Annotated in this window: 23 protein-coding genes, 1 tRNA gene and 2 pseudogenes; 16 read left to right on the forward strand and 10 right to left on the reverse strand. The window is 63.9% G+C overall.

Annotated features, from left to right (window positions below):
- The first annotated feature begins 12 nt into the window (after nt 1-12).
- The 6 genes from LV82_RS00835 (at nt 13) to LV82_RS00860 (ending at nt 4580) form a co-directional block, all read left to right on the forward strand.
- Nucleotides 13-840 (forward strand): SDR family NAD(P)-dependent oxidoreductase, encoded by an 828-nt coding sequence (locus LV82_RS00835; RefSeq protein ID WP_104068820.1) that lies wholly within the window; start codon nt 13-15, stop codon nt 838-840.
- Between the two features lie 82 nt (nt 841-922).
- Nucleotides 923-1123, forward strand: a complete 201-nt coding sequence (locus LV82_RS00840; protein ID WP_104069261.1) for a twin transmembrane helix small protein — start codon at nt 923-925, stop codon at nt 1121-1123.
- 7 nt (nt 1124-1130) lie between these two features.
- Complete coding sequence (locus LV82_RS00845; RefSeq protein WP_104068821.1) at nt 1131-1703, forward strand: cob(I)yrinic acid a,c-diamide adenosyltransferase; 573 nt, start codon at nt 1131-1133, stop codon at nt 1701-1703.
- Nucleotides 1704-1860: 157 nt separating this feature from the next.
- Nucleotides 1861-2622: an electron transfer flavoprotein subunit beta/FixA family protein gene (locus tag LV82_RS00850; protein ID WP_104068822.1), complete on the forward strand. Its 762-nt coding sequence runs from the start codon at nt 1861-1863 to the stop codon at nt 2620-2622.
- The gene (locus LV82_RS00855) at nt 2622-3548 is read left to right on the forward strand and encodes an electron transfer flavoprotein subunit alpha/FixB family protein (protein ID WP_104068823.1); all 927 of its coding nucleotides are present in this window, start codon (nt 2622-2624) and stop codon (nt 3546-3548) included. Before LV82_RS00850 ends, LV82_RS00855 begins: the two co-directional genes overlap by 1 nt.
- Nucleotides 3549-3704: 156 nt before the next feature.
- Nucleotides 3705-4580: a 3-hydroxybutyryl-CoA dehydrogenase gene (locus tag LV82_RS00860; RefSeq protein ID WP_104068824.1), complete on the forward strand. Its 876-nt coding sequence runs from the start codon at nt 3705-3707 to the stop codon at nt 4578-4580.
- Here the strand turns inward: LV82_RS00860 and LV82_RS00865 are convergent.
- Genes LV82_RS00865 through LV82_RS00895 form a run of 7 tightly spaced genes read right to left on the reverse strand, consistent with a single transcriptional unit; the run spans nt 4547 to nt 9987 of the window.
- Nucleotides 4547-5437 (reverse strand): lysophospholipid acyltransferase family protein, encoded by an 891-nt coding sequence (locus LV82_RS00865; protein WP_146065110.1) that lies wholly within the window; start codon nt 5435-5437, stop codon nt 4547-4549. The genes LV82_RS00860 and LV82_RS00865 overlap by 34 nt on opposite strands.
- A 28-nt stretch (nt 5438-5465) precedes the next feature.
- Nucleotides 5466-5750, reverse strand: a complete 285-nt coding sequence (locus LV82_RS00870; RefSeq protein ID WP_104068826.1) for an HPr family phosphocarrier protein — start codon at nt 5748-5750, stop codon at nt 5466-5468.
- Nucleotides 5747-6154 (reverse strand): PTS sugar transporter subunit IIA, encoded by a 408-nt coding sequence (locus LV82_RS00875; protein WP_104068827.1) that lies wholly within the window; start codon nt 6152-6154, stop codon nt 5747-5749. Before LV82_RS00875 ends, LV82_RS00870 begins: the two co-directional genes overlap by 4 nt.
- A complete protein-coding gene (rapZ, locus tag LV82_RS00880; RefSeq protein WP_104069262.1) occupies nt 6151-7119 on the reverse strand; it encodes an RNase adapter RapZ in 969 nt (322 codons plus the stop codon). Before rapZ ends, LV82_RS00875 begins: the two co-directional genes overlap by 4 nt.
- Before the next feature lie 11 nt (nt 7120-7130).
- On the reverse strand, nt 7131-7562 hold the full coding sequence (locus LV82_RS00885) for an HPr kinase/phosphorylase (RefSeq protein WP_104068828.1): 432 nt from the start codon (nt 7560-7562) through the stop codon (nt 7131-7133).
- The gene (locus LV82_RS00890) at nt 7559-9289 is read right to left on the reverse strand and encodes a sensor histidine kinase (RefSeq protein ID WP_104068829.1); all 1731 of its coding nucleotides are present in this window, start codon (nt 9287-9289) and stop codon (nt 7559-7561) included. The genes LV82_RS00885 and LV82_RS00890 overlap by 4 nt, the downstream gene beginning before the upstream one ends.
- A complete protein-coding gene (locus LV82_RS00895) occupies nt 9286-9987 on the reverse strand; it encodes a response regulator transcription factor (protein ID WP_104069263.1) in 702 nt (233 codons plus the stop codon). Before LV82_RS00895 ends, LV82_RS00890 begins: the two co-directional genes overlap by 4 nt.
- 419 nt (nt 9988-10406) lie before the next feature.
- On the opposite strand from LV82_RS00895, the gene LV82_RS00900 reads away from it, so the two are divergent.
- Nucleotides 10407-12005: a phosphoenolpyruvate carboxykinase gene (locus LV82_RS00900; RefSeq protein ID WP_104068830.1), complete on the forward strand. Its 1599-nt coding sequence runs from the start codon at nt 10407-10409 to the stop codon at nt 12003-12005.
- A 51-nt stretch (nt 12006-12056) separates the two neighbouring features.
- Here LV82_RS00900 and LV82_RS00905 read toward each other — a convergent pair whose 3' ends face one another.
- The gene (locus LV82_RS00905; protein ID WP_104068831.1) at nt 12057-12815 is read right to left on the reverse strand and encodes a sulfite exporter TauE/SafE family protein; all 759 of its coding nucleotides are present in this window, start codon (nt 12813-12815) and stop codon (nt 12057-12059) included.
- Between the two features lie 164 nt (nt 12816-12979).
- On the opposite strand from LV82_RS00905, the gene LV82_RS00910 reads away from it, so the two are divergent.
- A complete protein-coding gene (locus LV82_RS00910) occupies nt 12980-14674 on the forward strand; it encodes an acyl-CoA dehydrogenase family protein (protein ID WP_170063325.1) in 1695 nt (564 codons plus the stop codon).
- A gap of 54 nt (nt 14675-14728) precedes the next feature.
- Nucleotides 14729-14971, forward strand: a pseudogene (locus tag LV82_RS00915) (transposase); the annotation flags it as partial.
- A gap of 56 nt (nt 14972-15027) precedes the next feature.
- Here LV82_RS00915 and LV82_RS00920 read toward each other — a convergent pair.
- Both LV82_RS00920 and LV82_RS00925 read right to left on the reverse strand, forming a co-directional pair.
- A pseudogene (locus LV82_RS00920) lies at nt 15028-15300 on the reverse strand (transposase); the annotation flags it as partial.
- Nucleotides 15301-15886: 586 nt separating this feature from the next.
- Nucleotides 15887-15976, reverse strand: a tRNA-Ser gene (locus tag LV82_RS00925).
- Nucleotides 15977-16343: 367 nt separating this feature from the next.
- Here LV82_RS00925 and LV82_RS00930 point away from each other — a divergent pair.
- From LV82_RS00930 to LV82_RS00960, 7 genes are read left to right on the forward strand one after another with little or no spacing between them, the layout of a single operon-like run.
- Nucleotides 16344-17156 carry an SPOR domain-containing protein gene (locus LV82_RS00930; RefSeq protein WP_245873022.1) on the forward strand — a complete coding sequence of 271 codons (813 nt, stop codon included), beginning with the start codon at nt 16344-16346 and terminating at the stop codon, nt 17154-17156.
- An 18-nt stretch (nt 17157-17174) separates the two neighbouring features.
- A complete protein-coding gene (locus LV82_RS00935) occupies nt 17175-18329 on the forward strand; it encodes a D-alanyl-D-alanine carboxypeptidase family protein (RefSeq protein WP_104068833.1) in 1155 nt (384 codons plus the stop codon).
- A gap of 23 nt (nt 18330-18352) precedes the next feature.
- On the forward strand, nt 18353-18964 hold the full coding sequence (gene tmk, locus LV82_RS00940) for a dTMP kinase (RefSeq protein WP_104069265.1): 612 nt from the start codon (nt 18353-18355) through the stop codon (nt 18962-18964).
- On the forward strand, nt 18961-20085 hold the full coding sequence (locus tag LV82_RS00945; RefSeq protein ID WP_104068834.1) for a DNA polymerase III subunit delta': 1125 nt from the start codon (nt 18961-18963) through the stop codon (nt 20083-20085). Before tmk ends, LV82_RS00945 begins: the two co-directional genes overlap by 4 nt.
- Nucleotides 20086-20130: 45 nt before the next feature.
- Nucleotides 20131-20937: a TatD family hydrolase gene (locus tag LV82_RS00950; RefSeq protein ID WP_104068835.1), complete on the forward strand. Its 807-nt coding sequence runs from the start codon at nt 20131-20133 to the stop codon at nt 20935-20937.
- A 1-nt stretch (nt 20938) separates the two neighbouring features.
- Nucleotides 20939-21739 (forward strand): MBL fold metallo-hydrolase, encoded by an 801-nt coding sequence (locus LV82_RS00955; RefSeq protein WP_104068836.1) that lies wholly within the window; start codon nt 20939-20941, stop codon nt 21737-21739.
- Complete coding sequence (locus LV82_RS00960) at nt 21708-22685, forward strand: AEC family transporter (RefSeq protein ID WP_104068837.1); 978 nt, start codon at nt 21708-21710, stop codon at nt 22683-22685. Before LV82_RS00955 ends, LV82_RS00960 begins: the two co-directional genes overlap by 32 nt.
- The last annotated feature ends 43 nt before the right edge of the window (nt 22686-22728 follow it).

Below are 22728 nucleotides of genomic sequence, written 5' to 3' on the forward strand. Positions count from 1 at the left end.
GGGGCGGGCAACATGCGCAGCATTCTGATTACCGGATGCTCTTCGGGCATCGGATACGACGCGGCCCACGGCCTGCGCCGCGCGGGCTGGCGCGTCTTCGCCACCTGCCGCAAGCAGCAGGATTGCGACCGGCTGATTGCCGAAGGGCTGGAAAGTTTCCCGCTGGACTACACGGATGAGAACAGCATCGCAGCCGCGATGGATCAGGTCCTGTCACGCACCGGAGGCACGCTGGACGCGCTGTTCAACAACGGCGCATATGCCTGTCCGGGCGCGGTCGAGGACCTGCCGACAGGCGCCCTGCGCGAGATCTTCGAAACCAACCTCTTTGGCTGGCACGAGCTGACTCGCAGGGTGATCCCCGTGATGCGGGCGCAGGGGCGGGGCCATATCGTCAACTGCTCGTCGGTTCTGGGCCTTGTGCCCATGCCGTGGCGCGGAGCCTATGTGGCGACCAAGTTCGCGCTGGAAGGTCTGACCGAAACCTTGCGGATCGAGATGGCCGACACGCCGATCCGTGTCGTCCTGATCGAACCCGGGCCGATCACCTCGAAGATCCGCGTCAACTCCATCCCGCATTTCGAACGCTGGATCGACTGGCAGAACTCGCCGCGGGCCGAACAATATCGCAGGTCGCTGCTCAAGCGTCTGTATCGCGACACGGACCGGCCGGATCGGTTCGAATTGCCGGCCTCGGCCGTGACGGCCAAGCTGATGCGTGTTCTTGACGACCCCAACCCCGCGCCGCGCTGTTTCGTCACGACCCCCACCTATCTGATGAACGCCGCGCGAAGGCTGCTGCCCACGCGCACGCTGTTGTGGCTGGTCGGCAAGGGCTGAAGGCGCGACCGCGCGTCGCAAGGTGCGTGCTGGAACCGCGGGACAAGGCAGGCTAAAACACCCCAAGCCCGGAGGAATGCGCATGCTCGATGATCCCCTTTTCCTTGTGGCCGCGGCGGCCTGTCTTGTCGTGGTCGTGATCCTGCTGATCGGGATTGGCGGATTTGCCCGGGGCGGCGAATTCAACCGCAAGCACGCCAACCGCATCATGCGTTGGCGCGTCATCGCGCAGGCAATCGCCGTGGCGCTGATCCTGATCTTCGTGCTGTTCTCGGGAAAATAGGTGTCCGATGGTCGTTCTGAACAAGATTTATACCCGTACCGGAGACGGCGGCACGACGGCCCTGGGCGATGGCAATCGCGTCGCCAAATATGCCCCAAGGGTCGAAGCTTACGGGACCGTGGACGAAACGAACTCGGTCATCGGCATCGCCCGGCTGCATGCAGGCGACGAGATGGATCAGGCGCTGGCGCGTATCCAGAATGACCTGTTCGATCTGGGCGCGGATCTGTGCCGGCCCGACATGGCGCGCGACGGCGAGGCAGGCTATCCGGTTCTGCGCATGGCAGAGGCCCAGGTCGCACGCCTGGAAGCGGAAATCGACGCGATGAATGCCCGGCTGGAACCCCTGCGCAGCTTCATCCTGCCGGGCGGATCGCCACTGGCGGCGCATCTGCACCACGCACGCACGGTGGCACGCCGGGCCGAACGGCTTGCCGTGCAGTTGGCCGATGCCGAGCCGATCAACCCGGCCGCGATCAAGTATCTCAACCGCCTGTCCGACTGGCTGTTCGTTGCCGCCCGCATCGCCAATGACGATGGCCGGGCAGATGTGCTGTGGGTGCCCGGCGCGAACCGTTAGCGCCAACAGACCCCACCGGCGCGCAGGACGTGGCGTCGGCGCGTCGCGGCGTGTCGATTTTGCACTGTTTTCGCAGGCGCAGAACGGCTAAGTCACGGATCGGGGAATATTCTTGCCGTCCCGACCGGGCGGCCTGAACCAAGGGAGATTGCCAGCGATGAAGGTTCTTGTGCCTGTAAAGCGGGTGATCGACTACAACGTGAAGGTCCGCGTGCGTGCGGACGGCAGCGGTGTCGATCTCGCCAACGTGAAAATGTCGATGAACCCCTTCGACGAGATTGCCGTCGAAGAGGCGATCCGTCTGAAGGAAAAGGGCGTCGCGGACGAAGTCGTCGTCGTGTCGATCGGCGTCAAGCAGGCGCAGGAAACACTGCGCACCGCGCTGGCCATGGGCGCCGACCGGGCGATCCTTGTCGTGGCGGCCGATGACGTGCACCAGGACATCGAGCCTCTGGCCGTGGCCAAGATCCTGGCCAAGGTCGTCGAAGAGGAAAAGCCGGGCCTTGTGCTGTGCGGCAAGCAGGCGATCGACAATGACATGAACGCGACGGGCCAGATGCTGGCCGCTCTGCTGGGCTGGGCGCAGGCAACCTTCGCGTCGGAACTGAAGGTCGAGGGCGATACGGCGCTGGTCACGCGCGAGGTCGATGGCGGCCTTCAGACCATCAAGGTCAAGCTGCCCGCCGTCGTCACCGTTGACCTGCGGCTGAACGAACCGCGCTATGCCAGCCTGCCGAACATCATGAAGGCCAAGAAGAAGCCGCTGGAGGAAAAGACCGCGGCCGATTACGGCGTCGATGTCACGCCGCGCCTGACGGTCGTCAAGACATCCGAACCGGAAGGTCGAAAGGCAGGCGTGAAGGTGGGCTCGGTCGATGAGCTGATCCAGAAACTCAAGGAAGAAGCGGGGGTGCTCTGATGGCTGTTCTTCTTCTGGGCGAAGTGACCGACGGCCAGCTGGCGGTCGATGCAACGGCCAAGGCGCTGACTGCTGCCAGGAAACTGGGGCCGGTCACGATCCTGTGTGCGGGTGCCAAGGCCGCCGATGCCGCGGCCGAAGCGGCCAAGCTGGAAGGCGTCGAAAAGGTTCTGGTCGCCGAGGACGATTCGCTGGGTCATCGCCTTGCCGAACCGACCGCAGCGCTGATCGTGGCGCTGGCCAAGGATTATACGCACATCGTCGCGCCGGCGACCACCGATGCCAAGAACATCCTGCCGCGCGTCGCGGCACTTCTGGACGTGATGGTGATCTCGGACGTCTCTGGCATCGTTGATGCCGACACGTTCGAACGCCCGATCTATGCCGGCAACGCGATCCAGACGGTGAAATCGTCCGACCCGATCAAGGTGCTGTCGATCCGCACCTCGACCTTTGACCCCACCGGTCAGGGCGGTTCGGCGCCGATCGAGAAGGTCGACGTTCCCGCCGCCACGGGCCTGTCGGAATGGGTCGAAGACAAGGTTGCTGCCTCGGACCGGCCCGAACTGACCAGCGCCAAGATCGTCGTTTCGGGCGGTCGCGGCGTGGGTTCGAAGGAAAACTTCGAGATGATCGAAAAGCTGGCCGACAAGCTGGGCGCCGCGGTTGGCGCCTCGCGCGCGGCGGTCGATTCGGGCTATGCTCCGAACGACTGGCAGGTTGGCCAGACGGGCAAGGTCGTGGCCCCCGATCTCTACATCGCGGTGGGCATCTCGGGCGCGATCCAGCACCTGGCCGGCATGAAGGATTCGAAGGTCATCGTCGCGATCAACAAGGACGAAGAGGCCCCGATCTTCCAGGTTGCCGATTATGGCCTGGTCGCCGACCTGTTCCAGGCCGTGCCCGAGCTGATCGAAAAGCTCTGATACCCTTGGGAAATTGATCGCGGAGCCCGCCCACCCGGCGGGCTCCGTCTGCATTTCTGACGGGACGGTGGAAATTGTCGGATCGCGGGCTTATGCCTTGCGCGCGCCATTGGCCGGTGCCTATGGTCAGGCGCGAAATTCAGGAAAGGTCAAGAGATGGAGATCCAGTCGGTCGGAGTGGTCGGTGCGGGTCAGATGGGCAGCGGTATTGCCCATGTCTTTGCGCTTGCAGGTTTCGATGTCCTGATGACCGATATCAGCCAGCAGGCGCTGGACAAGGCGCTTGCGACGATCGAACGCAACATGGAACGGCAGGTGTCCCGCGGCAAGATCAGTGCCGAGGACAAGGCTGCCGCACTGGGCCGGATCCGCACGACCCAGCGGCTGGCCGATCTGGGCCAGTGCGACCTGATCATCGAGGCCGCGACCGAACGCGAAACGGTCAAGCAGGCGATCTTCGAGGACCTCGTCCCGCATCTGAAGCCCGAGACGATCCTGACGTCGAACACGTCTTCGATCTCGATCACGCGGCTGGCCAGCCGCACCGACCGGCCCGAAAAGTTCATGGGGTTCCACTTCATGAATCCGGTGCCTGTGATGCAGCTTGTCGAACTGATCCGCGGCATTGCGACCAGCGACGAAACCTATCAGACGCTGCTGAAGGTGGTCGAACGTCTGGGCAAGACCGCCGCCAGCGCCGAGGACTTCCCGGCCTTCATCGTCAACCGTATCCTGATGCCCATGATCAACGAGGCGGTCTATACGCTGTATGAAGGCGTGGGCAATGTCGAATCGATCGACAGATCTCTGAAACTGGGGGCCAACCATCCGATGGGGCCGCTTGAGCTTGCCGATTTCATCGGGCTTGACACGTGCCTCGCCATCATGAACGTCCTTCATGAAGGGCTGGCTGACACCAAGTATCGCCCCTGCCCGCTTCTGGTGAAATATGTCGAGGCCGGCTGGCTGGGCCGAAAGACCGGGCGCGGCTTCTATGACTATCGCGGCGAGGTCCCGGTTCCGACCCGTTGATCGGCGTCTGCGCCCAGATCCAGCACGATCTGGCGCAGCCATGCCAGCAACGCGCGCGGGTCGTGCGCACGGGCGCGGATTTCGTCTGGTCCGATCGGATGCCCGATGACAGGCGCCTGTGGCTTGTACAGCGCGCGCCTGATTTCGTGCAGCAACAGCCCCTGCCGCAACGTGGCCGAAATCTTGTCGGCGACGTGATACAGGCGCGTGTTCTGCCCCGGGAAATGAACCGGAAGGACCGACGCGCCCGAGCGTGTCACCATCTTGGCGGTAAACGGGTTCCATTCCGGCTCGACCACCGGCCCGAACATCGTTCGGCTGGTCGCAACCTTGCCCGCGGGGAACAGGATGATCGCGCCGCCCTGCGCCAGATGGGCCATGCAGTCGCGCCGCATCTGCAGGGCCTTGGTCTGGGCATCTTCTTCGTGCGGGAATGGCACGGGCAACATGAAGGCCTCGATCGCGGGGATGCCCGTCAGAAGCGATCGCGTCAGGATCTTGTAGTCCGAACGCACGCGCCCCACCAGTTCGCCAAGCACAAGGCCGTCAACAAGCCCATGCGGGTGATTGGCGACAACCACCAGCGGACCGGTTGCCGGAATGCGCCCTAGCTGCCCGGGTGGGGTCAGGACGTGGATCCCCATGACACGCAGCGCCTCGGTGAAGAACGCCTGGCCATCGGGCACGCCACGCCGTTCGAACTCGCGGACCTTGCGGACAAGATGGGCCTTGCCGGTCATCCATTCGATCGCTCGGATCGTGCCTGCCTTTACCGGGTTTCGAAACGTTCCCGCATAGGACAACCGCCGAATGTCATGGGGCTGGGGGCGGATCTTGTCGTCGCGCATATCGGACATTCGCGGGTTCATCCCGGCGTCGGCGGCTTCAGAAGTCTTCGCCAAAGCGATCGGCCACCAGGGCTTCCAATGCGTCTGCCAGCTTGACGGCTTCGTTCCCGCTGGTGCGGATCTCGATTTCGGTGCCCTTGAAGGCGCCCAGCATCAGAAGCCCCATGATCGAATCGCCCGAAACGGTCATGCCGTCGCGGCTGACCTCGGCCCGTGCGTCATGCGCCTCGACAACCTCGACGAACCGGGCCGAAGCGCGTGCATGCAGCCCCTTTTCGTTTATGATCTTCAGCCGCCGCGCGGTGACCGAGGGCGTCGTCATTTTACCTCCTGGGCTTGCTCGGCACAGACATAGGCATTGATGTATTTGTGCGCGGCTTCCAGCGCCGAGGCAACCGCCTCGGGGACCGGACGATGGCGCGACTTTGCCAGCTTGATCAGCATGGGAAGGTTGGCACCATACAGGATCTGCCGGTTCTTGCCCGAACAGACACCAAGCGACAGGTTGCAGGGCGACCCCCCGAACATGTCGGTAACGACAACCACGCCATCGCCCGTGTCCACCTCGTTGGCCGCGGCGCCGATCTCGGCCTGCTTGGCCGCGCGGTCATGATCCGCGTCGATCGAAATCGCGCGGATGCCTTCCTGTTTTCCCACGACATGCTCGACGGCGGCAAGATATTCGCGCGCCAGTCCACCATGTGCGACGATCACGATCCCGATCACGTCCGTCCACCCTGTACAGCGGCCAAGGCCCCACCTGCCCGGCGTTCCAGTTCCCGGTGCCTCTTAGACACCTGCCACCCCGCCTGCGCAAGCGCCTCGGCCATTCGTTCCGTAACGTAAACAGACCTGTGCTTGCCACCCGTGCAGCCAAAACCGATGGCAAAGTGGCTCTTGCCCTCGGCGACCTGCGCGGGCAACAGCAACAAGAGCAGATCGCGCACCCGCTCGAAGAATTCACCAAAGCGCTCGTCCTGCGCGACATATGCGCCGACCGCTGCGTCGCGCCCGTCCAGCGCGCGCAGATCCTCTTGCCAGTGGGGATTTCGCAGGAACCGGCAATCGAACATCATGTCCAGCCCCCGCGGCACGCCCCGCTTGTAGGAAAATGAATGGATCGAGACCGAAAGGCGCGTCTGTTCGCCCTGGGCGAACCAGTTTCCGATCTCGCGGCGAAGGTCGTGCGGGCTTGAATGCGTCGTGTCGATCACGATTTCGGCGCGCGCACGGATGGGTATCAGCAGGTCGATTTCGCGTGCGATCGCCTCGGCCGGCGGGTCGGTGTCTGCCAACGGGTGTCGCCTTCGGGTCTCGGCATAACGGCGCAGCAGCTCGTCCTGCGAACAATCAAGGTAGAGCACTTCCGGGGCGGCATCGGGATGGCGGGTCAGCCCGTCGATCAGCTCGATCAGCGCCGCGACCGAGAAATCCCTGTTGCGCACGTCGATCCCCAAGGCCACCGGTCGCCCCAGCGGCGGACCGTCGAGCAGCCGGGGAATGAGGCTGAAGGGAAGGTTGTCGATTGCCTCATAACCAAGATCTTCCAGCGCGTGGATCGCTGTCGAACGCCCGGCACCGGACGGCCCCGTAACCAGAACGATGCGCTGAACGCGGTCACGATCGGCGCAGGCCGCGTCGTTCGGGACAGGTGCCCCGTCTGAGCCTTTCGTTGGCGTGGTTGCACTCATCCCTTTTCCCGTCATGCGAAACGACCGCCCTTAACATATTGCAATATTGCGGCCGGAAAATGGGCACTCTCGACCCTGTGAAGCAGGGGCAGGGCAATGCCGAGAAGCGCGGTCCGGCGAAGCGGCGGCAGACGCTCGGCTTCGGCATGCCCCATGTCGATGACACAGGCAAGGCGCGCCGCGTCGATCGTCTCGGCGTGCAGGATGCCGACGCCGCGCGCCTCGATTCGGCCCCGAATCGCCCGCGGCGCACTTGCGACAACGGCGTCGTCGGCACGTACAAGATCGGTGCGGTCATCGCTGACCAGTTTGCAGCCGAGACTCATCAGGGCCAATGCAAGCGTCGATTTGCCCGAGCCAGAGGGGCCGATGATCAGGATGCCGCGCTGGCACCAGGCCACGCAGCTGGCATGAAGATTGACCGCGCCCGCTTGCGACGTCACACCGGCAGGCCCACCACGAAACGCGCACCCAATGGCGGCGAGTTCGGATCGGCATCCGCGGCACGGATATTCTCGGCCCAGATCACGCCGCCATGCGCCTCGACGATCTGTTTGGAGATCGCAAGGCCCAGCCCCGAATGTTCCCCGAACTGGCCCGCCGGGCGCTCGGAATAGAAGCGCTTGAAGATCTTGGTCAGCGCCTCTTCGGGAATGCCCGGGCCGGTATCCTCGACCACGACCAGGACCCGGTTTTCGCGCTTGCGGGCCCAGACACGAACGGCATCACCATCTTCACAGAAAGAGATCGCATTCGAGATCAGGTTGACGAAAACCTGCGCCAGCCGATCCTCCAGACCGGTGATCATGATCGGCGTCTTCGGCAGATCGGTGATGAAGTCCACGCCCTTCTCGCGCGCCTCGTTGCTCATGAAGTCGGTGATGTTGCCCAGCATCTTGAGAAGATCGAATTCCTCCTCTTCCTCGCGCACCAGTTCGCTGTCCAGACGCGACGCGTTCGAGATATCGCTGACCAGCCGGTCCAGCCGGCGAATGTCATGCTCGATCACTTCCAGCAGGCGCTCGCGCTGATCGTCCCGCTTCGCGACGCGCAGCGTGCCAACGGCCGAGCGCAGCGAGGCAAGCGGGTTCTTGATTTCGTGCGCGACGTCGGCCGCGAATTGCTCGTTGGCCTCGATCCGTTCATAGAGAGCCGCGACCATGCCGCGCATGGCGCCTGACAGACGGCCGATCTCGTCGGGTCGGGCAGTCAGATCGGGGATGCGCACGCGGCTGGGACTCATCTTGCGGGCATGACGGTCGCGACCCAGCTCGGCCGCCGCGGCAAGGTCGGACAGCGGATTGGCAATCGTCGAAGCCAGCACAAGGCTGAGCCCGATCGAGACGATGATCGCGATGACGAACATCTGCAGGATCTGCTCGCGCTCGACCCGAACGAGCTGGTCGATCTCGCCCGCGACCGAGGTCACGGCCACCGCGCCGATAACCTTGCCGTCATGCATGATCGGCGTGGCCGCCGTGAACAGGGCCCGGCCCTGAGCGTCCCGACCGCTACGAATATGGGTCTGGCCCGACAGGGCGCCCGGCACGACCTGCCGCGCGAGGTCTTCGGGGCTCATGCCCTGCGCATTGTCGGTCCTTGGTGCCAGCAGCGCGGCGATCCCCTCCCATACGCCGTTCAGGATGTCGGTGATGACGGTCGATCTTTCGTCGATGGCAAGATCCGGAATCGGGGCAGAGGGCGGAGGCGCCATCCCGACCGTCGAGGCGACGAGATTGCCGTTTGCATCGAAGACAAGCAGTTCGGCGCCATCGGCCCGCTCGATCTGCCGGACAGTGCCAAGCGTGTCGATCCCGTCGCTTGCCGCAAGGTTGACCACCGCCCCGCGCGGCAATTGCGCCTCGAAGATATCGGCAATCAGTCGGGCCTCGGTCACAAGGCCCTTCTCTCGCTGCAGGACAAGACTGTCGCGAAACGGATTCAGGTACAGCACGCCCGCGACCAGAACGACCATCGCCATCAGGTTGAAGGTGATGATCTTGCGGGCCAGCGGAGAGCGGTTCAGCGTGATCAGGCCGCGCCGGGACCGGCCTTCCTGCAATTCGGCATCGACATATTCGTCGGGCTGGGTCCAGTCCTCGCCCAGGACGACGTCGGCGCCGCGTCGCTCACCCCTTCGCCGAAGACTGAAACCGGAAATCACGCTCATTCTTCGTTATAGCGGTACCCGATGCCATACAGCGTCTCGATGGCCGAGAAATTCTCGTCCACGCTGCGCATCTTCTTGCGCAGGCGCTTGATATGGCTGTCGATGGTCCGGTCATCCACATAGACCTGGTCGTCATAGGCGACATCCATCAGCTGATCGCGCGTCTTGACGAAGCCGGGTCGCTGGGCCAGCGCCTGCAACAACAGGAATTCCGTCACGGTCAGGGCAACGTCCTTGCCCTTCCATGTCACCGAATGGCGCAGCGGATCCATGGTCAGCGATCCGCGCACCATGATCTTGCTTTCCTCGGTCGTCCCGACCTCGCCGCTGGCGATCGCCTCCTGCCTACGCAGCAGAGCGCGGATGCGTTCCACCAGCAAGCGCTGGGAAAAGGGTTTCTTGACGTAATCGTCCGCGCCCATGCGCAGGCCAAGGACCTCGTCGATCTCGTCATCCTTGGATGTCAGGAAGATGATCGGAATCGACGTTTTTTGCCGCAGGCGCTGCAGCAGGTCCATGCCGTCCATGCGCGGCATCTTGATATCCAGCACAGCCATGTCGGGCATGCGCTTGTTGAACGCCTCCAGCGCCGACTGGCCGTCATTGTAGGTCTCGACCTCGAAGCCCTCGGCCTCGAGCGTCATCGACACCGAGGTGAGAATGTTCCTGTCATCGTCGACCAGTGCAATACGCGCCATGATCGGTTCCCTTGCTGTATCCGGATCGGTAAACAATTCATGGCGATTTTCTGCCGTCGCAACAATCTTGGCAACCACATTATTGCCCGGCTGCGAAACGCGCGAATCAGCGTTCCCCGAAAGTCGCACCGCACCAGCCGCGCCCGAAGGGCGATGCCGCGCACCGAAGCGGCGGTCTCGCTCTGCACTGCCGCATATCGGAAACCCATGTTTGCGCTAAAGGCCAAATGATAACGCTAACCGTGACAAAGCGTTCTGTTCCAATGATTTTCCTGCGTGTTATAGCGAAAGGGCCAACCCATCGGGGGCTGGCGGGCGACATCCCGCATTCGCTGCGGCGCAATCCTTGTGCCGGGGCGGATCGGGTGATGCCCGGAACGGCAACACTTGCGCCAAATGACGGCACCGGGAGCATCTAAATGACGGACGGACGCGTGAACCCCTCGCAAAGGCTGGAGCATCAGGGCATTTCGGGGCTCGGCAACGTCTATTACAACATGATCGAACCCAAGCTGGTCGAAGAAACCATCCGCCGCGGAGAGGCCCGGCTGGGCCGTGGCGGGGCGGTGCTGGTCACGACCGGCGCGCATACGGGCCGTTCGCCCAAGGACAAGTTCGTGGTCCGCACACCATCGGTCGAAGACACGATCTGGTGGGAAAACAATGCCCCCATGGCACCCGATGCCTTTGACCGGCTTCACCGGGACATGCTGGACCACATGAAGGGGCGCGACTACTTCGTGCAGGATCTCTATGCCGGCGCCGACCCGGAACACCGGCTGGATGTCCGGGTCGTGACTGAACTGGCCTGGCACGGGCTGTTCAGCCGCCACCTGCTGCGCCGCCCTGCGCGCGAAGAGCTGGATGATTTCATTCCCGAATTCACCATCATCAACTGCCCCGGCTTCAAGGCCGATCCGGCGCGTCACGGCTGCCGGTCGGAAACCGTGATCGCAATCAATTTCGACCGCAAGCTGATCCTGATCGGCAACACCGCCTATGCCGGCGAGATCAAGAAATCGGTTTTCACCCTTCTCAACTACATCCTGCCGGGCAAGGGCGTGATGTCGATGCATTGCTCGGCCAACCATGCGATCGGGGACCCCGATGACGTGGCGGTGTTCTTCGGCCTGTCCGGCACCGGCAAGACGACGCTGTCGGCCGACCCCTCGCGCATCCTGATCGGCGATGACGAACATGGCTGGTCCGAAAATGGCACCTTCAACTTCGAAGGCGGCTGCTATGCCAAGACGATCAACCTGAACCCCGAGGCCGAGCCCGAGATCTATGCCACGACCACCCGCTTTGCGACCGTGGTCGAGAACATGGTCTATGACCCCGAGACGCTCGAACTCGACTTCGAGGACAATTCGATCACCGACAACATGCGCTGCGCCTATCCGCTGGACTACATCTCTAACGCCTCGCCCACGGCGCGGGGCGGCCAGCCGCGCAACGTCATCATGCTGACCTGCGACGCCTATGGCGTGCTGCCGCCGATCGCGCGGCTGACACCGGCGCAGGCGATGTATCACTTCCTGTCCGGCTTCACCTCGAAGACACCGGGCACCGAGGTCGGCGTGACCGAGCCGATCCCGACCTTCTCGACCTGCTTCGGCGCGCCCTTCATGCCGCGCCGGCCCGAAGTCTATGGCAAGCTGTTGCAGCAGAAGATCGCGGCGACCGGCGCCTCGTGCTGGCTGGTCAATACCGGCTGGACCGGCGGCGCCTATGGCACGGGCCGCAGGATGCCGATCAAGGCGACGCGCGCGCTGCTGTCGGCCGCACTGGACGGGTCGCTGAACGGCGTGGCATTCCGGCGCGATCCGAATTTCGGCTTCGAGGTGCCGGTCAGCGTGCCGGGCGTGGAGGATGCGCTGCTTGATCCGCGCGGCACCTGGGCAGATCCGGTCGCTTATGACGCGCAGGCGCAAAAGCTGGTGCGCATGTTCGCCGACAACTTCGCGCAATATGTCGATCACATCGACGAAGAGGTGCGCGCGGCCGCGATCGGCTGATACGGGTTCCATCGGTGGCCGGGGGGCGTCCGCCGCTGACCCCGGCCGCATTCAAAAAGTCAGGGCGCGCCGGATCAGGTTCACCCCGGTAAGCGCCAGAACGATCAGCGTCCATTTGCGGAATCGCTCGGCATCCAACCGGTCCTGCAGCGCAAAGCCCAGCCACATGCCCAGGCAGGCCGGAACCGTCAGCACGACGGACAACGGCAAGGTCGTGGCATTTGCTACCCCCGAACGCAGATGCGCCGCCAGCAGCATGACCGACCCCAGAAGATAGACGACCCCTTGCACACGAACGCTTTCGCGCTTGTCCGCCGCGCGCGAAATCAGAAGCGCAATGACCGGCGGCCCCCAGACACCGGCAATTCCCCCGAAGAACCCGCCGACAAGCCCCGCCATGATCTCTGCCCGCCCCCCGCGACGGGCGGGGATACGCAGCTGCAGGCCCGCAAGCTGGCTGAGCGCGAAGGCCACGATCGGTACGCCCAGAAGCAGCAGCATCACGGCCTGAGGCAGAATCGGCACCAATTGCGCCGCCACCACGATCGTGCCGCACAGAACGATCAGCAAGGCACGATAGTCCCGAACCGTTCCCCATGCGGCGGAAAGACCCTGGCGCAGGGCCTGTATCAGGTTGGTGACCAAGGCCGGCAGGATCAATCCCGCAAGGGCCTGTTCGGCCGGAAGAAAGGATGCAAGGCCCGAAATCATGATCATCGGCATGGCAAAGCCGACCGCGCCCTTCACCACACCGGCAAAAAGGGCGACGCCACCGGCCGCGACCAGAATCCAGATTTCCGGCAGATACATGGGCAAGACCTCCTGCCCAACGGCTACAATCCGCGCGAAACCTGCGCCAGAGCGAAATTGCGTGCGACATTTTCGAACATTCAAAATTGTCCTAACGAATTATTATTGCGCTGCGACCGCAAAGGGGCTACCACGATGCAGACGCAGAAAGCAGGAGAAGCTCGATGGCGCATGACGGCACGCATGAAGGAAACACCCAGATGACGCGACCGGCCGGAACGCAATTGCCCGACCTTCTGACCCTTGCGCGGCAGGCGGTCGCGCAGATCGATGAGCTGATCACCGGCGCGGCGGGCGATCTGCGTGCGCGCCTTGCGCCGAACGGCCGCATCGATGCCGCCCTTCTGGAGCACGAGCAACACGCGGCGCATTCGCTGTCCTGGCTGGCGACCTATGTCGAATCCCTGCGCCAGATGCTGGCCTGGGCCGAGCGGCTGGAAGCAGCGGGCAAGCTTGGCGAGATCGAATCGCTGATCCTGCAGATTGGCTTTGGCGAATATCTGGCCCAGATCGCCGGCGGCATTCCGATGAGCCAGAACGAATTCGCCCGCCTGTCCGATCTGGGCCTGTCCTGGACGCCCGAAGGCGCGGCCCGCACGCTGATTGAAGGCGGCAACACGCCGGCCGCGCGCGCCCGCCTTGTCGACCTGATGCGCGATGCGCGAGGACGCGCGACATTCGGCGCAACGGGTCTTGATGACGAGCTGGAGATGATCTGCGACCAGTTCCGCCGCTACGCCGACGAACGGATCGTGCCGAATGCCCATGGCTGGCATCTCGCGGACGAGCTGATCCCGATGGAGATCATCGAAGAGCTGGCCGAACTGGGCGTGTTCGGCCTGACCATCCCCGAGGAATATGGCGGGCTGGGCCTGTCGAAGGCGTCGATGGTCGTCGTGTCCGAGGAACTTTCGCGCGGCTATATCGGCGTGGGCAGCCTCGGGACGCGCTCCGAGATCGCGGCAGAGCTGATCCTTTGCGGCGGCACGCCCGAACAGAAGGCCCATTGGCTGCCGCGCATCGCCAGCGGAGAGATCCTGCCAACGGCCGTGTTCACCGAACCCAATACCGGCTCGGATCTGGGGTCACTGCGCACGCGCGCCACGCGCGTCGGCGAGGATTGGGAGATCACCGGCAACAAGACCTGGATCACCCATGCCGCCCGCGCCCATGTGATGACCCTTCTTGCGCGCACCGATCCCGATACGACCGACTGGCGCGGCCTGTCCATGTTCCTGGCCGAAAAGACGCCAGGCACAGAATCCGACCCGTTCCCCGATCCCGGCATCACGGGCGGAGAGATCGAGGTTTTGGGCTATCGCGGCATGAAGGAGTACGAGCTGGCCTTCGACCGGTTCCGCGTGTCCGGGGCGAACCTGTTGGGCGGCCAGACGGGTCAGGGCTTCAAGCAGTTGATGCAGACCTTCGAGGCCGCGCGCATCCAGACCGCGGCGCGCGCCATCGGCGTTGCCCAGTCGGCACTGGAAATCGGTCTGCAATATGCCGAAGAGCGCCAGCAATTCGGCAAGCCCCTGATCGCCTTCCCGCGCGTGGCGGACAAGCTGGCGATGATGGCCGTTGAAATCATGATCGCGCGGCAGCTGACCTATCACAGCGCGTGGGCCAAGGATCATGGCCATCGCTGCGATCTCGAGGCCGGAATGGCCAAGCTTCTGGGCGCGCGCGTGGCCTGGGCCGCGGCCGACAATGCGTTGCAGATCCATGGCGGAAACGGCTTTGCCCTGGAATATCAGATCAGCCGCATCCTGTGCGACGCACGAATCCTGAACATCTTCGAAGGCGCGGCCGAGATACAGGCACAGGTCATTGCCCGGCGCCTGCTGGACAACGCGGCTTAGATGTTTGATCCCACGGTTTGATGTGATCCTTTCGTTGGAATGGAAGGAAGCATTATGGGACAAACTCGTCACAGCAGCGCGACGACAACGCACGCTGTCAGAGCGGCAATACAGGGATCGCATGCCTCGATCGCGGAGTTGAGTCGGGAGCTTGGAATCAATCCCAAGACGGTCGCGAAGTGGCGCAAACGGCAGTCTGTCGAGGATCGAAAGACCGATCCGACGAAGCCACGCTCGACTGTTCTCAGCGAAGAAGAAGAGGCCATGATCGTCGCGTTCCAGCGGCACACGCTTCTGCTCTGGGAGTGTCCTGAACTTTGTGTATCTGGCCCGGCCCATGCGGTTTCAGATATTCAAGCGTCGAAGCGCTCGCCGAACATTATGGCGAACTGGTTTCGGGCTGCAAACCATTTCCGGACGTTCCGACCATCTTTCTAGAATTTGCGGATGGCGAGGCAGATCAGCTTGGTCGCGGCCTCGTCCGTCGGGAAGGAGCCGCGCGTCTTGAAGGATTTGCGGATCACGCGGTTCAGGTTCTCTATGGCATTTGTGGTATAGATGATATTCCGGATCGCCGGATCGAAGCCGAAGAACGGGATCACATCCTGCCAGGCCCGGCGCCAGGCCGGGGCGCTAAAGGCCGGGCGCCCGCTCTCGGGGGCCGCCAAGGCCGAAGGCGTCTCCAAGTCGTTCCTGCGCACCCGCGCGTAGCGCGCCTTCCTCTCGCCAAGGATCCAGGCGGCGATCCTCAAGGGCACCCAGCCGCCGGAGCTCACTCTCGAGTGCCTGACCGCAAAGCCCCTGCCGCTCGACTGGGCCGCGCAGGAGCGGATGTTGGGAGTCTGACGCGCGGCTCCCTGATATCGTCCATCGCTTCCCTGATTGGCTAAGAAGATTCCCTGTTCGTGCAGAGAGATTCCCTGTTCCTGTGCGCAGGGAATTTGGCCGTAGGTCATTGCTCCACCGTGCAGAATCCGCGTGCGCTTGTGGCGAAACCCGCGATTCCGCGCGAAATTCCCTGTAAATCGACCAAGAACAGGGAAATCCCGCCCGAAACCGAACCCCTCTGTCAGGACCTCTGAGACTTCGGGGCAGTTCGGACGTGAAGCAGGTGGGTGAAGCCATCTCTGCGAGGACGGAGTGGGGACAAACCTCGGAAGTAGCAAGGGAAATCCGGCCGAGATCGCGTCGGGGAAAGAGGGCGGATGTAGGTGGCGGAAGCGGTGGGATTCGAACCCACGAACGGGTTTCCCCGTTGCCGGTTTTCAAGACCGGTGCCTTCAACCGCTCGGCCACGCTTCCGTCGGGTCGCGGTTCTACACTGCTCTGCCCCGGTTTGACCAGAGCCTGAGCGCATCCGCCTTGCCGAAATTCGCGCAAAGGCCCTGCGACGGCTTTTCACCGGACAGGCAAGCGGCTAGACTGCGCGCCAACCGTGAACAATCCGTGCGGATGCACGCTTCCGTTCGTGCGGCGGCGCCTCTTTCGAGCGGAACATGGATCATGAAACGCGGCATGCAGTTCGCGGACATTGGGGGCTTTCATGACCGGCCGGGCAGGATCATTCGTGGCTTTGGTGACAGTTGCATTCATTCCGCTTGCGGCGTGCCAGACCAGTTCTGGCAGCAGTTCGGGCCCTGCACTGCAAGCACCGGAAACGGGGCCCATCGTGAAGGAAGTCGAGGCGCCCGAAGTCTTCCAGATGACGGGCAAGGGCCTGTGGGACGGCCGCCCCTCGCTGGGCGGCATCTGGGTTGCGCATTATGACGTCAAGGATCCCGAAAGGGTCATCATCCGGAATATCTCCAACGGCAAATCCGTGACGGGCGCGCTGTTCCGGCGCGAGCGGGTCATGCCAGGCCCCAGCATCCAGATTTCCTCCGACGCGGCCGAGGCCCTGGGCATCCTCGCCGGTCAGCCAACAGAGCTATCCATCGTCGCACTGCGCAAGAAGGAAATCGAGCTGCCACCCCCGCCCGAACCAGCGGCGTCCGATCAATCCCAAGCCGAACCGGCGGGGGCTGATGCTGGCGCGGTGCCTGAAACTCCGCCCGTCGATACGCCCGCTGCATCCGCGCCGACCGCCGAAGCACCAAGGAAATCGTCGGGCGGCTTCTTCGGCCTGTTCCGCAGCAAACCAAAAGCCCCTGCAGCGCCCACCGCAGGCACGACCGCACCCTCTGGCGCAATCGAACAGACACCGCTTGACCCGGTCGAGCCGCAGTCAGCCCCCGCATCCGCGGGCAGCCTTGCACGGCCTCTGATCCAGATCGCGACCTTCACGGCCGAGGAAAATGCCAACAAGGCGGCCGAGAAAGCGCGCAAGGCGGCACTGAATGTTCGCGTGATCCGTGTCGAGGGCTCCGCTCGGCCCTATTGGCGCGTCGTGATCGGCCCGGCCACCAGCATCGAGGAACGCGACGCCATGCTTGCCAAGGCCAAGGAACTGGGCTTTGCCGACGCCTATCCGGTCAGCAGCTAACCAAAGGATCCTGCCCCGATGTTTCGCTTGCTTCTTCCCCTGATCGTCGTGCTGCTTGGCGCGGCACAGGCGCTGGGTTTCGAAACCCGCGCCCGCGCGGCTTGGGTTTATGACATGACGACCGACACGGTGCTTCTGGCCAAGGACGCCGATGTGCCGCTGCCGCCGGCCTCGATGTCCAAGCTGATGACGATAAACATGCTGTTCGAGGCCCTGCGCGACGGGCGCATCAGCCTCGAGGACCGCTTTTCGGTTTCCTCGCGGGCAAAGGCGATGGGCGGTTCGACAATGTTCCTGAATGAAACCGACCGGCCCACCGTCGAGGAACTGATCAAGGGCATCATCGTGCTTTCGGGCAACGATGCCTGCGTCGTCGTGGCCGAGGGCCTGGCCGGGACCGAGGAAAACTTTGCCCGTCAGATGAACGAACGCGCGCGCGCCCTGGGGCTGTCGAATTCGACCTTTGCCAATGCGTCCGGTTGGCCGCACCCCAACCAGAAGATGTCGATGCACGATCTGGGGCGCCTGGCGGTACACCTGATCCGCGACTTCCCGGAATATTACGGCTATTTCTCGCTGACCGAGTTCCCTTTTGACGGCCGCGCGCCGCAGAACCGGTTCAATCGCAATCCGCTCTTGAAGCTGGGAATCGGCGCCGATGGTCTGAAGACCGGCCACACCCAGGAATCGGGCTATGGTCTTGTGGGGTCGGCCGTGCAAAACGGACGGCGGATCGTGTTCGCCATCACCGGGCTCAGCTCCGAACGCGAGCGCGCCGAGGAAGCCGAGCGCATCGTGAACTGGGCCTTTCGCGACTTCGTCCAGAAGACCGTAGCGGAAAAAGGCACCCGCATGGCCGAGGCCGAGGTGTGGCTAGGTGCCGAACGCCGGGTGGGTCTTGTCCTGGAACGCGATCTGACGCTGCTTCTGCCATCGCTTGCTCGCGACAACCTGAAGGCCGAAATCGTCTATGAAAGCCCGGTCGAGGCCCCCATCGCCGAAGGCCAGAAACTGGCCGAGATGCATATCGAACTGCCGGGCATTCCGACCGTCACCATACCCCTGGTCGCGGAAACCGCCGTGGCCAAGGGGGGTGTTGCCAGCCGCCTGCGCACGGCCCTGGGGATTCTGGGTGGTCGCCTGATGACGGAACTGTCCGGTCTGTGGAGCTGAGAAAGGTGACGCGCCGGGGCGGGATGTTCATCACCTTCGAAGGTATCGACGGCTCGGGCAAGTCCACGCAGGCGCGCGCCCTGGCCGAACATCTGCGCCAGCGCGGGCTGGACGTTGTCGCAACGCGCGAACCGGGTGGATCGCCCGGCGCCGAGGAAATCCGGGCACTCCTGCTGCGGGGCAACCCCGATCGGTGGTCCGCCGAGACCGAAATCCTGCTGTTCACGGCTGCCCGACGCGACCATCTGGAACGCCTGATCGAGCCTTCGCTTGCCGCGGGCCGTGTTGTCGTCTGCGACCGCTTTGCCGATTCCACGCGGGTCTATCAGGGCGTGACGCGGGGCGATCTGCGACAGATCGTTGACGAACTGCACCGGCTGATGATCGGGCGCGAACCCGACCTGACCTTCATCATCGACATCGATCCCGAAACGGGCCTGAGCCGGGCGCGCTCACGTCAAGGTGGCGAAGAGCGGTTCGAGGATTTCGGCACCCAGATGCAGGCGCGCATGCGTGCGGGCTTCCTGGATCTCGCGCGGGAGTTTCCCGAACGCTGCCGATTGATCGACGGCAACCGTCCGGCCGATGTGATCGCCGCCGAGATCGCCGCCATCGCCGATGAGGCCCTGGGATGACCACCGACGCGCTTCCCGAACCCGACCGGATCGAGGGCGCGCCGCATCCGCGTGAAACGGCGCGTCTGTTCGGACAACGATCCGCCGAGGAGGCCTTTCTCGACGCCCATCACTCCGGCAGGCTTCACCATGCCTGGCTTCTGACCGGCCCGCGCGGGATCGGCAAGGCCACGCTTGCATGGCGCATCGCGCGTTTCCTTCTGGCAAACGGATCGCCGAGCGATCCCGGCCTGTTCGCCGAGGTCGCGGCGGCAGGCAGTCTTGACGTCGCGCCCGACAATCCCGTGGCGCGGCGCATACTGGCCGGGGCTGAACCAAGGCTGTTCCCGATGCGCCGCGCCTGGGATCCTGACCGCAAGCGCCTGAAATCCGCGATCACCGTCGACGAGGTTCGCAAGCTGGGCGCATTCCTGCATCTGTCGGCCGCGGATGGCGGGCGCCGGGTGGCGATCGTCGATGCCGCGGACGAGATGAACAATGCCGCGGCCAACGCCCTGCTGAAGATGCTTGAAGAGCCGCCGCCAGATGTGACCTTTCTGCTGGTCAGCCATCAGCCGTCGCGGCTCTTGCCGACGATCCGGTCGCGCTGCCGCGAGCTGCGCCTGTCCCCTCTTTCCGCGACCGACCTTGCCGCGGCGATGGAGCAGGCCGGGATTGCACCGCAGGGCGAAGGGGCGCTTGCGGAACTCGCTGCCGGATCGGTGGGCGAAGCAATACGGCTTGTGAACCTCGAAGGTCTGACGCTGTATTCGGCAATCGTCAGCCTGTTCTCGACCTTGCCGCAGCTGGATCGCGGCGCAGCCCTGAAATTCGCGGATATTGCCGCCCAACGGGGTGATGAGGCCCGGATTGACCTGGTCTTCGATCTTCTGACGCTGTTTCTCGCACGCATGGCGCGCGCGGGGACGGGCCGACCCTGCGCCGAGGCCGCGCCGGGCGAGGCCGCGCTGGCCGCGCGCCTTGTCCCTGATGTTGCCGCCGCGCGGCGTTGGGCGGAATTGCAGGCCGAGCTTGGCGCAAGAATTGCCCATGGGCGTGCCGTCAATCTTGATCCGGGCGCGTTGATGCTGGATGCCGTGCTGCGTATCGAACAGGTTGCGCGCGACCGGAATGCCGCGTGACGCGCGGCATTCCCCTTGCCCGAAAAAGGCGGTAAAGGCAGGGGCATGACCACATCTGCACCCATCACCGACAGCCATTGCCACCTGGACTTCCCCGATTTCGCGGGCGAGCTGGACGCCGTGATCGGCCGCGCAAAAGATGCCGGCGTGCATCGCATGGTAACGATCTGCACCCGTCTTGCGGATGAACCGCGTGTGCGCGCCATCGCTGAAGCCCATGACGGCCTATTCTACGCGGCCGGCACCCACCCGATGAGCGTCGCGCGCGAGCCGATGGCAAAGCTGGATGACCTGATCGCCTTGGCCCGCCATCCGAAATTCGTCGGGATCGGAGAAACCGGTCTCGACTATCATTACACCGCCGAAAGCGCCGAAGTGCAGCAGCACTCGCTGCGCATCCATATCGAGGCCGCACGCAGAACGGGCTTGCCGCTGATCATCCACGCGCGCGCGGCCGACGAGGACATGGCGCGGATCTTGACCGAAGAGTGGAAGAACGGCGCCTTCGATTGCGTCATGCACTGCTATTCATCCGGGCCGGAACTGGCGCGCCGGGCGGTCGAGCTGGGCTTCTACCTGTCGATGTCGGGCATCGCCGCCTTTCCGAAAAGTGCCGAGCTGCGCGAAATCTTTGCCGCCGCGCCCCTGGATCGCATCCTGGTCGAGACGGATTCGCCCTATCTGGCCCCCCCGCCCCATCGCGGCAAGCGCAACGAACCGGCGCATGTCGTCCATACGGCCCGCGTCGGCGCGCAGATCTTCGGCCTGGACTACGAGGAATTTGCCGCGCGGACCGAGGAGAATTTCGAACGTCTCTTCCGTCGCGCCGCACAGCCGGAAAGGGCAGGCTGACATGGCGCGCCTCAGGCTCACGATACTGGGTTGTGGCTCGTCCGGGGGCGTGCCCCGCATCGGGGGGCTCTGGGGCGAATGTGACCCGACCAACCCGCGCAACCGGCGGACGCGATGTTCGTTATTGGTCGAGCGTATCTCGGATGAAGGCACGACGCGGGTTCTGATCGACACCTCGCCGGACATGCGCGAGCAATTGCTGCGAGCCGAGGTCGGGTCTCTGGACGCAGTCGTCTACACGCATTCCCATGCCGACCATGTCAACGGGCTGGACGATCTGCGCCAGATCGTCTTCCTGACCGGACGAAGGGTGCAGGTCTGGGCCGACCCGGCCACGCAAGAGGCGCTGATGACGCGGTTCAGCTATGCCTTCGTTCAGCCGGAAGGTTCGTCCTACCCTCCGATCTGCGACATGCACACGATCCGCGGCCCGTTAACCGTGGACGGACCGGGCGGGTCCGTAACACTGGACCCGTTCGAAGTCAGCCATGGCGACATTCCGGCGCTGGGCTTCCGAATTGGCAAGGTCGTCTACCTGCCGGACGTGCTGTCGATCCCCGAGCCGGTCTGGAACAGCCATCTGCGCGATCTGGACTGCTTCATCGTGGATGCGCTTCGACGCAAGCCCCACCCCACCCATGCGCATCTGGCCCTGGCGCTGGAATGGATCGAGAGGGCCAGGCCCAGGCTTGGGGTCCTGACCAACATGCATATCGATCTGGACCACGCCCAGGTCGAAGCGGAAACCCCCGACCATGTCCGCGCAGCGCATGACGGCATGGTGCTGGAATTCGACGGTTAGCCCCGTGGTCTTGCCATTCGAGGCATTGCTGGACGTCACGCTGCCGGTATTCCTGGTCATCGGGTTCGGCTATGCGGCAGTCCGTTCGGGCGTGTTTCCCGATGCAAGCGTCGATGGCTTGATGCGGTTTGCGCAGGGGATCGCAATTCCATTCCTGCTGTTCCGCGCAATATCGACGCTGGATCTGCAGCAGACCTTCCAATGGCCGCTGCTGCTGTCCTTCTATAGCGGCGCCACGGCGGGTTTCGTGGCAGGCATCGCGGGCGCGCGGCTGCTGTTCCGGCGGCCGTGGGCCGATTCCGTCGCGATCGGCTTCTGCTGCCTGTTCTCGAATTCGGTCTTGCTGGGCCTGCCGATCACCGAGCGCGCCTATGGGTCGGGCGCGCTGGCCACGAACTATGCGATCATCGCCATTCACGCGCCCTTTTGCTATGCGCTGGGCATCACGACGATGGAGGTCGTGCGTCATGGCGGGGGCGGGCTGCTGCGCACGATCCGCGCCGTTCTCATGGCCATGGTTCGAAATGCGCTGATGATCGGTATTGCGGCCGGATTTGCGGTCAATCTTGGCGGCATACAATTGCCGGCCGTCCTAACCGAGGCCGTCGATCTGATCGTTCGGGCAGCCCTGCCGGCCGCGCTGTTCGGCCTGGGCGGCATATTGGTGCGCTATCGGCCCGAAGGCGACATGAAGACCGTTCTGTACATCTCGGCCGTCGGCCTGCTGCTGCATCCGGCCATCACCTGGTCATTGGGGGCAAACCTCTCGCTTGACCAGGGCCAGATGCGCTCGGCCGTTGTCACCGCGGCAATGGCGCCGGGCGTGAACGCCTATCTGTTCGCAAACATGTATGGCGTGGCGAAACGTGTCGCGGCCACATCCGTGCTTGTGGCCACCGCCCTGTCGATCCTGACTGCTACCTTCTGGCTATCGATCCTGGGATAGACTGCACGGAAAATCGGGGCGCGATCATCCGCACCCCGTTTCG

The organism is Albidovulum inexpectatum (assembly GCF_002927635.1).
Taxonomy (GTDB): Bacteria; Pseudomonadota; Alphaproteobacteria; order Rhodobacterales; family Rhodobacteraceae; genus Albidovulum; species Albidovulum inexpectatum.

Coding starts and splice junctions, on each gene's coding strand:
- rapZ (WP_104069262.1), bottom strand. CDS start 7,119: ATGAGTGCAACCACGCCAACGAAAGGCTCAGACGGGGCACCTGTCCCG.
- LV82_RS00905 (WP_104068831.1), bottom strand. CDS start 12,815: ATGTATCTGCCGGAAATCTGGATTCTGGTCGCGGCCGGTGGCGTCGCC.
- LV82_RS00865 (WP_146065110.1), bottom strand. CDS start 5,437: ATGTCCGATATGCGCGACGACAAGATCCGCCCCCAGCCCCATGACATT.
- LV82_RS00935 (WP_104068833.1), top strand. CDS start 17,175: ATGTTTCGCTTGCTTCTTCCCCTGATCGTCGTGCTGCTTGGCGCGGCA.
- LV82_RS00945 (WP_104068834.1), top strand. CDS start 18,961: ATGACCACCGACGCGCTTCCCGAACCCGACCGGATCGAGGGCGCGCCG.
- LV82_RS00850 (WP_104068822.1), top strand. CDS start 1,861: ATGAAGGTTCTTGTGCCTGTAAAGCGGGTGATCGACTACAACGTGAAG.
- LV82_RS00860 (WP_104068824.1), top strand. CDS start 3,705: ATGGAGATCCAGTCGGTCGGAGTGGTCGGTGCGGGTCAGATGGGCAGC.
- LV82_RS00855 (WP_104068823.1), top strand. CDS start 2,622: ATGGCTGTTCTTCTTCTGGGCGAAGTGACCGACGGCCAGCTGGCGGTC.
- LV82_RS00840 (WP_104069261.1), top strand. CDS start 923: ATGCTCGATGATCCCCTTTTCCTTGTGGCCGCGGCGGCCTGTCTTGTC.
- LV82_RS00895 (WP_104069263.1), bottom strand. CDS start 9,987: ATGGCGCGTATTGCACTGGTCGACGATGACAGGAACATTCTCACCTCG.
- LV82_RS00845 (WP_104068821.1), top strand. CDS start 1,131: ATGGTCGTTCTGAACAAGATTTATACCCGTACCGGAGACGGCGGCACG.
- LV82_RS00955 (WP_104068836.1), top strand. CDS start 20,939: ATGGCGCGCCTCAGGCTCACGATACTGGGTTGTGGCTCGTCCGGGGGC.
- LV82_RS00910 (WP_170063325.1), top strand. CDS start 12,980: ATGGCGCATGACGGCACGCATGAAGGAAACACCCAGATGACGCGACCG.
- tmk (WP_104069265.1), top strand. CDS start 18,353: ATGTTCATCACCTTCGAAGGTATCGACGGCTCGGGCAAGTCCACGCAG.
- LV82_RS00950 (WP_104068835.1), top strand. CDS start 20,131: ATGACCACATCTGCACCCATCACCGACAGCCATTGCCACCTGGACTTC.
- LV82_RS00900 (WP_104068830.1), top strand. CDS start 10,407: ATGACGGACGGACGCGTGAACCCCTCGCAAAGGCTGGAGCATCAGGGC.
- LV82_RS00835 (WP_104068820.1), top strand. CDS start 13: ATGCGCAGCATTCTGATTACCGGATGCTCTTCGGGCATCGGATACGAC.
- LV82_RS00960 (WP_104068837.1), top strand. CDS start 21,708: ATGACGGCATGGTGCTGGAATTCGACGGTTAGCCCCGTGGTCTTGCCA.
- LV82_RS00870 (WP_104068826.1), bottom strand. CDS start 5,750: ATGACGACGCCCTCGGTCACCGCGCGGCGGCTGAAGATCATAAACGAA.
- LV82_RS00890 (WP_104068829.1), bottom strand. CDS start 9,289: ATGAGCGTGATTTCCGGTTTCAGTCTTCGGCGAAGGGGTGAGCGACGC.